The sequence below is a fragment of the Palleronia caenipelagi genome (assembly GCF_007004065.1).
Lineage (GTDB): Bacteria > Pseudomonadota > Alphaproteobacteria > Rhodobacterales > Rhodobacteraceae > Palleronia > Palleronia caenipelagi.
Genome location: NZ_VFSV01000072.1, coordinates 1 through 8,560 on the forward strand (window position 1 = coordinate 1; position 8,560 = coordinate 8,560).

Below are 8,560 nucleotides of genomic sequence, written 5' to 3' on the forward strand. Positions count from 1 at the left end.
AGGGCTGAAAACAGTCCACCGGACTGTTTTCCGAGCGCCCTTCACCCTTCATTGTCAGGCACGTCTGGATAGCTTCATCGCTGAAACTCGGCTGCCGCCCACGCTTCCCGCTGGGCGGCAGCTTCCACATCATGTCGGGATCGAACCAGATCGTCAGCGATCCGCGCTGGCACAGTGCTTCATTGTAAGCCGACCAGTTCGTGGTCTTGTCCTTCGTAGGGGCCCAACTGCTCATACCTTCCAGCTATCACGCTCGATTCACCCAGTGAATCCCTCACTCGATTTGTGCAACAAGGCCCTGTGAACGCCTCTGCCGGTGTCTGGTAGCCGATGGCTGAATGGCGGCGTTGGCGGCCCGTAGAAGACCTCGATGTATTCGAAGATCGCGGCCTTGGCCTGTGCCCTTGTTGCGAAGCGCTGGCGGTGGACCAGCTCCTTTTTGAGCGAAGAAAAGAAGCTCTCCATCGGGGCGTTATCAAGACACTCCCCTTTGCGGCTCATGGATTGGATCAGCTTCGCGCGGTGGATGATCTTGCGATAGTCCCCACTGGCATATTGCACGCCGCGGTCCGAATGCAGGATCAGGCCCAGGACCGGGCCGCGCCGATCCAGTGCCATCCGGAGCGCGTCGCAGCAGAGCGCCGCTTTCAAATGTTCGGCCATGGACCACCCCACGATTTCGCGGGTCGCATGCTCCATTGTCCTCGGACCAATGGCGGACATGGCTCATTCTTTGATAGCAGCCAGGCAGAGCCAGCCCTCGCCAGTATCAACGTAGCTGATATGCGCCAGCCAGACGGTATTCGGGGTGGTGCAATGAAACGCCCGCTGCAGCAGGTTTGACGACGGGGTCAGCTGGTGATTGCTTTTTGTGGTGAACGGCTTGCGAGGCTCGCACGGACGGGCTGAGATCCTGTTTTCCTGCATTATTCTGGCTACACGACGTTCTGAGACGCTCTCCCCGTCAGCGCATAGATCCCGGTGGATGCGTTTGGACCCGTAGCGCCCCTTGCTGGCTTTGAAAAAATGGCTGATCCGCTCCAGCAGTGCCTTGTCCCGTGCCGCACGCCCCGCCTCCCGACTTTCACGGGCTGCCTCACCGGCGCCGTGACCATGAAACCAACTGCGTGACAGGCGGACCAGCCGGCAAAGTGTAGAAACCGCGTTCTCCCGCTTACGCGGCCCCACTGGGGCCACGGTCAGTCGAACTGAGCTTTGTGGGCAGTGATGAAAGCGCGCTTGTTCATCGTGGTTTCACCGCCCGAGAGGTGAAAAAAGCGTTCGCAGGCGCACTCGGACCGGTGGCGTTCGCCTGCTCACCCTTCTGAAGAATTTCGTTCTCCTCTGCCAGCCGCTTGTTCTCTTTTCGCAGCCGCTCCAACTCGGCGGCGTCCGCCTTCTGGCGACGTTTGGCTTCCATCGAGCCGAACGCCTCGATCTCCAACCGCCAAGTTTACAGCTGGGTGCCGGTAACCCCCAACTGTTTCGCCACGCTGCCCTGCGTCGCGCCCGGCTCATAAAGCCGGTCAACCGCCGCAGCTTTGAACTCATCCGTGCATTTCCGTCGATGCTGTCCCGTCTCGTGCTCCTCTCATGGACAGGGGTAAAATACCCCGCCGTCCGGAGACAGGGACGAAGATCAACAATCATACTGTCCGGAAACAGGGACGAATTTCACGGGCGAAACAGCTCTGTATCCTATGCAAGACCAATAGTGGATGGGCACTCTATCGAGCGCCCAACCGAAATTTTTCAAGCGAGTGCGATGTTTGTCGCACTTTCGCGACCATCACGACCAGGCTCGATATCGAAGGTCACTTTTTGGTCGTCGCTCAAGCTGGTCATGCCAGCCCGCTCTAGAGCAGAGATGTGCACGAACACGTCTTTTCCACCGGATTCCGGAGCAATAAAGCCGAAACCTTTGGTGGCGTTGAACCATTTCACTGTACCATTGGCCATGCGAGTATTCCTTAATTATCACTGCCCACATGATGCGGCAGCCTGGCTTGTCACGCCAATATCGAGCGCTATTAGCCAGTAAAGGAAAACAGTAAGTCGAATGGAGATCAGTAGCGCTATCCCTGTCGCATTTATTCGAGCGGAACACAAGGTCAAACTTACTAGCATTATGTGGTGACAAATGAAGAGACCATGGCAACGCGTGAACCGCACACAATGTGGCTGTCTGCAGATGTAGTCTCAAGAGATATTGATCTTCGTCTCTGTCTCCGGACGGCGGTGTACTTCGTCCCTGTCCAGAGATGGGACGGCATCGACGGGAATATGCGGACGAATTCAAGGGTGAGATGCAAGGTGCGCCATTGGTTGAGGCACCGCATCGAACGGGATCCACGCGGCTTTACGAACCGGGGGCGACGCAGGGCAGCGTTACGAAAGAGCTGGGGATCATCAGCACTCAGCTGAACACCTGGCGGCCAGAGATCGAGGTGTTCGGCTGGTTGGAAGCGAAACGCCGGCTGAAAGCCGATGCCGCTGAGCTGGAACGCTTGCGCCAGAAGAACAAGCGGCTCGCGGATAAGAACGGGACTTGCAGATAATTGAGCAGGTGCACGGCACCGCTCCGAGTTTGCCTGCGAGCCCCTTTTTCCCGTCCTGAACGATAAATAAGCGCGCGTTCATCACGGCCCGGAAAGCCCAGTTTGACTGACCGTGGCACCGGTAGGGCTTTGTCAGCCGGAGAACGCGGTTTTGACACTTTGCCGGCTGCTGTGCCTGTCGCGCAGCTGGCTCTATGGACGCCACGCCAGCACGCCCGGTCGTGATGACCGCGGGGCTCCGCGCAGGGCGCTGCTGGAGCGGAGAGCATTGTTTCGAAGCCCGCAAGGAACGCTACGGATCCAAACGCATCCACCGGGATCTGCGCGCTGACGGGGAGCGGGTGTCGGAGCGGCATGTGGCCAGAATACTACGGGAAAATATCCTCTCATCCCGTCGCCAAACCTGTTGCAGCGGACGGTTCACTGCACCAACCAGAACACCATCGGGCTGACGAGTATCACCTATGTCGGCAGTGACGAGGGCTGGCGTCCGCCATGGGCCTCAGACCAATGGCCGCCGCATGGGCGGACCTAGCGGCGGTCAAGGATATGGCCACGCGCGAAACCGTCGGCTGGTCCATGGCCGATCACCTGCGGGTCGAGCTGTGCTGCAGCGGGCTCCGGATGGCCCTGAACCGGCGCAGGCCGGTCCCCGGCCTGTTCCTGTACTCGATAGAGGCGTGCAATACGCCAGCGGAGACTCCCGCAAGATCATCCATCGTGCCAAGCTGACCCAATCCATGAGCCGCAAGGGGGAGCGCCTCGATAACGCCCAGATGGAGACCTTCTTCACCTCACTGAAAAGGGAGCTGGTCCACCGCCAACGGTTCATGACGCGAGCACAGCCCAAGGCTGCAAACTTCGAATACTCCGAGGCCTTCTACAACCGCCAGCGCACCACTCCGCCAGCAGCTGACAAACGCCCGCCCAAGCGTTCAAAGAAGTTCGATGGAAAATGGCCTCGTAGGATCAACAATCAGACTGACCGGAAACCAGGAGCGATGTTAACAGTGCTGTTGGACGTAAAAATTCGGTCAGCGAAGGCCGTAATAAAGCCCGACTGTATGCTCTGCCTCAGCGAAAAACAGCCAGCGTGCAGTCGCCACTCCGGCGAGATGGATGAGTGCGGCCAGCGCCAAAGCGACGGTTGGGGCAGGGATGAAGACCAGGATCAAAATCGGCAGCGCTGCGGTCAGGAGCAGAGCGATGATACGCAGCTTTTGCGCGTGCTTGCGTCCGATCACGTGGATGAACTCGCGCATCAGGTAGTTGGGTGAGCTGTGCGGATGCGCGACGGAGCGGACCGTACCACGGTCACTCAGCCTGGTCGCCGTGCCGAGGGTCGAACCGCTCTCGGCCAGGGCGCTGTCTCCCCGGCGCCACCATGTGAACTGAAGGAGAGCGGTGATAACCAGCAACATCACAGCGGCAGTGATCCGCCCTGAGAGCAGGGCCCCGCCCGTCAAAGCATAGCTTAGAAACAGTGCGGAGGTGAGCGGAGTATTCCAGCGGGGAATGGTCTTGAGTTGGCCGTAGATCATCGAGGTGGTGAATACGGTCAGCAGGGAGAGGGCAGCCCCGATCCAGCCGGCGAGCGGCAGGTGGCGGCCCGCAAAGATCAGCGCGGCGGCATAGACTGCCATGACGAGGAGTGCGGCCACGGCGCAGATTGCTTCCCGGCTGAGCCAGCTCGACCGCCATTGGCTAAAGGCCCGCCACGCCCGTTCGGGGTGGCCGAGGTGGAAGGTCGAGGCGATGAGGCCACCCACTGCGAGGCCGAAAGCGAGGGTGAAGGCCCAGAAGGCACCGAGCCCGGTCGGAGGACTTGGATCGACACCGAGCCAGGCGAGAAACCCAAACCCCACGCCGGAGAGCGTTGTGAACAGGATCACAGACGTTGCGGGATGCATCAGCGCTCCTCCCGGTGTGTGTCGCCGGGCAGCCGGGACAGTTGTTTGTCGAGCCACCCGAGGAAGCCGCCCGCGTCAGAGACGACCGGTTCGAGGAAGGGCGCGAGGACGGAGTCTTCGTCCCAGCTATCCTTGGGCCGCGGCGGCAGGTACTTGTTCACCGGCGCGGTGCCGAGCTCCGGCATGAGGTCCATGCCACCCCGCTCGGCACTCAGGCGCGAGACGTTCGACTCCGGGTCGGCGAAGTCACCGAAATGACGCGCCCCGGCGGGACAGGTGCGGACGCAGGCGGGCACGCGGTCTTCCTCGGGCAGGGTGTCATTGTAGATCCGGTCCACACAGAGGGTGCATTTCTTCATCACACCCTCGGCCTGATCCATCTCGCGCGCGCCATAGGGGCAGGCCCAGGCGCAGAGACCGCAACCAATGCAATGGCTCTCGTTGACCAGCACGATGCCGTCCTCGACGCGTTTGTAGCTGGCGCCGGTGGGGCAAACAGTGACGCAGGGCGCGTCTTCGCAATGGAGGCAGGATTTGGGGAAATGCACCGTCTGGGCCGCGCCGCCCTCAGGCTGAACCTCGTAGCTGTGCACGCGGTTTAGGAACGTCCCCATGGGCTCGTCGCCATAGGGGCGCTGATCTGACAGGGGGGCGCCGTAATTTTCGGTGTTCCAGCCCTTGCAGGCGATCACACAGGCATGGCAGCCGACGCAGGTGTCGAGGTCGATCACAAGGCCCAGCTTGCGCTCGGTGGATTGGGGAAGCTGGGTCATTCTGTTTCTCCCACCTGCCATTGCAATTCATTGGGGCCTTTGCCGACCGGAGATTTCAGCGCCGGGAAGGCAGGCTGGGCCTGATCCCCTGCAGGTGCGTCTGTCTTTTCGATCTTGACCCTCAGGTCGAACCATGCGGCCTGCCCGGTGATCGGGTCGGAATTGGCCCATCGCAGCCCGTCGCCTTTGGGCGGGAGCAGCTCGTGGATCAGATGGTTCAGCAGGAACCCTGTGCGCGCCTCGGGTGCGTCCTCGCTGAGCGCCCAGGCACCCTTGCGCTTGCCAATGGCGTTCCACGTCCAGACGGTGTTTTCATTGAGCGCGGCCTGATGGGCCACGGGAACGGTTATCGTCCCATGAGCCGATGTCACATGCGCCCAGTCACCCTCCTGAAACCCATGCTTCTCCCAGAGCTTCGTCGGCACATAGAGCGGGTTCGTCCCGTGGAGCTGGCGCAACCACGCGTTCTGCGTCCCCCAGGAGTGATACATGGCCATGGGGCGCTGGGTCAGGGCGTGAACGTCGAATTCCGATGTGTCGACCCGGTCATCCTCGAAGGGCGGATACCAGAAGGGCAGGGGGTCCATGGTGGCCCGCACCCGTTCCCGCAAATGCTCGGGCGGTTGGCGCTCGCCATGGCCCTCGGCGGCGCGCTGGAATTTGCGCATGGGCTCGGAATAGAGCTGGAAGAGATAGGGTTGCGGCGCGTCAAACAGCCCGAGCTCCACCGCCCAATCCTGATAGGCGCTGTTCCACGGTTTATAGTAGCTCGCCTCTTCGGGAACATGGTGAACGAAGAAGCTGCCATTCTCGATGTAGCGGTCGAGCTGATCGGGGTTCACCGCGCCGCGTCCGACCTGATCCCCGCTCTCGCCCCGGAACCCGGCGAGGGGACCAATCCCTGGCTTGCGCTCGTGGTTGACGATGTAGTCGGCGTAATCGCTCCACTTTGCCTCTCCCGCCTCGTTTGTGAAGCCGGGCAATTTCATCAGGTTGGCGAGCTGGATCAGCGCGGTCTGAAACCCGCGCACATCCCGGTCCGGCTCTACCACCGGCCAGCGGATCGCATCCGCCGCACCGTCCGCTTCGCAGATAGGCCGGTCGAGGAGGGAAATGCAGTCGTGGCGTTCGAGATAGGTCGTGTCGGGCAGGATCAGATCCGCATAAGCCACCATCTCCGACGAATAGGCGTCCGAATAGATGATATGCGGGATCACGTAATCGCCGGTCTCGTCCTGATCCGTCAGCATCTTGATGACGCCCGATGTGTTCATGGTCGAGTTCCACGACATATTCGCCATATACATGAACAGCGTGTCGATCTTGTACGGGTCCCCGGCATGGGCGTTCGAGATCACCATATGCATCAGCCCATGGGCTGACATGGGGTTTTCCCAGGTGAAGGCTTTGTCGATGCGGGCGGGGCTGCCGTCTTCCTTCAGCGCCAGATGCTCAGGCCCCCGCACAAAGCCCAGATGAGGACCGTCGAGCGGGCTGTCAGGCGTGGCCTTGCAATGGGGCGTCGGATGCGCCTCGATGGGTTTGGGGTAGGGCGGTTTGAACCGGAAGCCACCGGGGACTTCGACCGTGCCCAGCAGGATTTGCAGCACATGCAGCGCGCGGCATGTCTGGAAGCCGTTGGAATGGGCCGAGACGCCGCGCATGGAATGCATGGAGACCGGTCGTCCGATCATCTTGTCATGGGTCTCGCCCCGGAAATCGGTCCAGCTTCGATCCAGCTCAAACGACTCGTCAAAGGCCACACGGGCCAGCTCAGCGGCGATCTTGCGGATCTTGGCGGCCGGGATTCCCGTCCGTTCGGCCACAGCTTCGGGTGCGTATTGCGGATCGAGATACTTCTCGGCCATCTTCGCCATGACCGTCACATAGGTCTTGCCCTCCGCCTCGTGCGTGGCCGAGAGGCTGGGACGCACGCCCTTTTGGTCAAAGGGTGTCAGCGCGCCGGTCACGGTGTCGATGACCAGTACCTTATCGTCCCCATCGCGCAGCAGCAGGCCTGTCTCGGGATCGATCAGCGCGGGCGCGTTGGTGTAGCGGGACAGGTAGTCGAGGTCTATCTTGCCCGCCTTCATCAGCTCATGGACCAGCGACAGGATGAACAGCCCGTCGGTGCCTGGGGTGATCGCGACCCATTCATCGGCGACCGCGTTATACCCTGAGCGCACCGGGTTGACGCCGATGACCTTCGCGCCGCGTGCCTTGATCTTGCCGATTCCCATCTTGATCGGGTTGGAATCGTGATCCTCTGCCACCCCGAACAGCATGAAGAGCTTCGTGTGATCCCAGTCCGGCTGGCCGAATTCCCAGAAGGCACCACCCATAGTGTAGATGCCGCCCGCCGCCATATTCACCGAGCAAAAGCCGCCATGTGCCGCATAATTGGGCGTGCCGAAATTCTGCGCCCAAAAGCTGGTAAAGCTCTGCGACTGGTCGCGCCCGGTGAAGAAAGCGAGCTTTTCCGGTGCGGTCCGTCTGATCGGCTCCAGCCAGCCGGCGGCCATCTCCAGCGCCTCGTCCCAGCCGATTTCCTCGAACTCGCCCGACCCGCGCGGGCCGACCCGCTTGAGCGGCGCGCGCAGCCGCGAGGGGGCGTTGACCTGCATGATCCCGGCGCTGCCCTTGGCACAAAGGACGCCCTGATTGACCGGGTGATCGCGATTGCCTTCGATATAGGCAACCTTGCCGTCTTTCATGTGGACGTTGATGCCGCAGCGGCAGGCACACATGTAACAGGTTGTTTGGCGGATCTCATCGGAGACTTTGGTGGACAGGTCGAGCTTGGGTTGTGATGCCATCATGTTCCACCAGTATCAGAGTGCTTAACTTCTCAAAGTCCTCATAACCTTATAGGCACATCAGCGACGTCGTAAAGCGGCGCCATGCCCAGTCGAATATAGGAGGCGGCTTTGGGCAAAGGTCACAGATCGATATCAGGTTTGTAAAGAACGCGAACAATGCTGTCGTGGGGTAGAAACGAGAAATGCGGGAAAGTTGGTGATGAGAGGTGGTCCTTGAAATTCGACCAGTTTGCCGCCGTGCTAAGCTATAGCATTGGTTTCATTTCAGGCGGCAACCTTCAGGTCCGGAGATTGCCTGTCATAGGCCTGGTCCGGCGTCATGATCCCATGTGATGAGTGCGGGCGTCTTTCGTTGTAGTAGCTGATCCAGTCACCGATCCCGTCCCGGGCTTCGGAACCTGTTTCGAAGGCGTTCAAGTAGACGCATTCGTATTTGAGGGATCGCCAGAGCCGCTCGATCATCCGGTTGTCGATCCAGCGGCCCCGGCCATCCATCGAGA

The 8,560-nt window shown here is 60.7% G+C and carries 12 protein-coding genes and 1 pseudogene; 3 read left to right on the forward strand and 10 right to left on the reverse strand.

Annotated elements, in window-relative coordinates; all coding sequences use genetic code 11:
* The 6 genes and pseudogenes from FEV53_RS18775 to FEV53_RS18795 form a co-directional block, all read right to left on the reverse strand.
* Positions 1–235, reverse strand: a 235-nt coding sequence (locus FEV53_RS18775) for a transposase (protein WP_185962149.1), incomplete at its 3' end; no start/stop codon positions are given.
* A gap of 23 nt (positions 236–258) precedes the next feature.
* Positions 259–723 (reverse strand): DDE-type integrase/transposase/recombinase, encoded by a 465-nt coding sequence (locus tag FEV53_RS18780; RefSeq protein WP_142836230.1) that lies wholly within the window; start codon positions 721–723, stop codon positions 259–261.
* Between the two features lie 3 nt (positions 724–726).
* The gene (locus tag FEV53_RS18785) at positions 727–1,188 is read right to left on the reverse strand and encodes an IS3 family transposase (protein ID WP_185962325.1); all 462 of its coding nucleotides are present in this window, start codon (positions 1,186–1,188) and stop codon (positions 727–729) included.
* Positions 1,189–1,243: 55 nt separating this feature from the next.
* The gene (locus tag FEV53_RS21050; protein ID WP_185962326.1) at positions 1,244–1,420 is read right to left on the reverse strand and encodes a hypothetical protein; all 177 of its coding nucleotides are present in this window, start codon (positions 1,418–1,420) and stop codon (positions 1,244–1,246) included.
* Between the two features lie 33 nt (positions 1,421–1,453).
* A pseudogene (locus FEV53_RS22230) lies at positions 1,454–1,516 on the reverse strand (hypothetical protein); the annotation flags it as partial.
* A 236-nt stretch (positions 1,517–1,752) separates the two neighbouring features.
* A complete protein-coding gene (locus FEV53_RS18795; RefSeq protein ID WP_142836232.1) occupies positions 1,753–1,959 on the reverse strand; it encodes a cold-shock protein in 207 nt (68 codons plus the stop codon).
* A 302-nt stretch (positions 1,960–2,261) separates the two neighbouring features.
* Here FEV53_RS18795 and FEV53_RS18800 point away from each other — a divergent pair, with 302 nt between their 5' ends.
* From FEV53_RS18800 to FEV53_RS21055, 3 genes are all read left to right on the forward strand, one after another.
* A complete protein-coding gene (locus FEV53_RS18800; RefSeq protein ID WP_185962327.1) occupies positions 2,262–2,558 on the forward strand; it encodes a transposase in 297 nt (98 codons plus the stop codon).
* A 224-nt stretch (positions 2,559–2,782) separates the two neighbouring features.
* Entirely contained in the window at positions 2,783–3,010 is a 228-nt protein-coding gene (locus FEV53_RS22235; RefSeq protein ID WP_185962319.1) for an IS3 family transposase, read from the forward strand.
* A gap of 43 nt (positions 3,011–3,053) precedes the next feature.
* A complete protein-coding gene (locus tag FEV53_RS21055) occupies positions 3,054–3,290 on the forward strand; it encodes a hypothetical protein (protein WP_185962328.1) in 237 nt (78 codons plus the stop codon).
* A gap of 302 nt (positions 3,291–3,592) precedes the next feature.
* Here the strand turns inward: FEV53_RS21055 and FEV53_RS18815 are convergent, their stop codons facing one another.
* The 4 genes from FEV53_RS18815 to FEV53_RS18830 form a co-directional block, all read right to left on the reverse strand.
* Positions 3,593–4,468: a dimethyl sulfoxide reductase anchor subunit family protein gene (locus FEV53_RS18815; RefSeq protein WP_142836234.1), complete on the reverse strand. Its 876-nt coding sequence runs from the start codon at positions 4,466–4,468 to the stop codon at positions 3,593–3,595.
* On the reverse strand, positions 4,468–5,241 hold the full coding sequence (locus tag FEV53_RS18820; protein WP_142836235.1) for a 4Fe-4S dicluster domain-containing protein: 774 nt from the start codon (positions 5,239–5,241) through the stop codon (positions 4,468–4,470). Before FEV53_RS18820 ends, FEV53_RS18815 begins: the two co-directional genes overlap by 1 nt.
* Positions 5,238–8,060, reverse strand: coding sequence for a molybdopterin oxidoreductase family protein (locus FEV53_RS18825; protein ID WP_142836236.1), 2,823 nt, complete (start codon positions 8,058–8,060; stop codon positions 5,238–5,240). Before FEV53_RS18825 ends, FEV53_RS18820 begins: the two co-directional genes overlap by 4 nt.
* Positions 8,061–8,324: 264 nt before the next feature.
* Positions 8,325–8,560, reverse strand: a 236-nt coding sequence (locus FEV53_RS18830) for an integrase core domain-containing protein (RefSeq protein WP_142836237.1), incomplete at its 5' end; no start/stop codon positions are given.

Coding starts and splice junctions, on each gene's coding strand:
- FEV53_RS18780 (WP_142836230.1), bottom strand. CDS start 723: ATGTCCGCCATTGGTCCGAGGACAATGGAGCATGCGACCCGCGAAATC.
- FEV53_RS21050 (WP_185962326.1), bottom strand. CDS start 1,420: ATGGAAGCCAAACGTCGCCAGAAGGCGGACGCCGCCGAGTTGGAGCGG.
- FEV53_RS18795 (WP_142836232.1), bottom strand. CDS start 1,959: ATGGCCAATGGTACAGTGAAATGGTTCAACGCCACCAAAGGTTTCGGC.
- FEV53_RS18800 (WP_185962327.1), top strand. CDS start 2,262: ATGGGACGGCATCGACGGGAATATGCGGACGAATTCAAGGGTGAGATG.
- FEV53_RS22235 (WP_185962319.1), top strand. CDS start 2,783: ATGACCGCGGGGCTCCGCGCAGGGCGCTGCTGGAGCGGAGAGCATTGT.
- FEV53_RS21055 (WP_185962328.1), top strand. CDS start 3,054: ATGGGCCTCAGACCAATGGCCGCCGCATGGGCGGACCTAGCGGCGGTC.
- FEV53_RS18815 (WP_142836234.1), bottom strand. CDS start 4,468: ATGCATCCCGCAACGTCTGTGATCCTGTTCACAACGCTCTCCGGCGTG.
- FEV53_RS18820 (WP_142836235.1), bottom strand. CDS start 5,241: ATGACCCAGCTTCCCCAATCCACCGAGCGCAAGCTGGGCCTTGTGATC.
- FEV53_RS18825 (WP_142836236.1), bottom strand. CDS start 8,060: ATGATGGCATCACAACCCAAGCTCGACCTGTCCACCAAAGTCTCCGAT.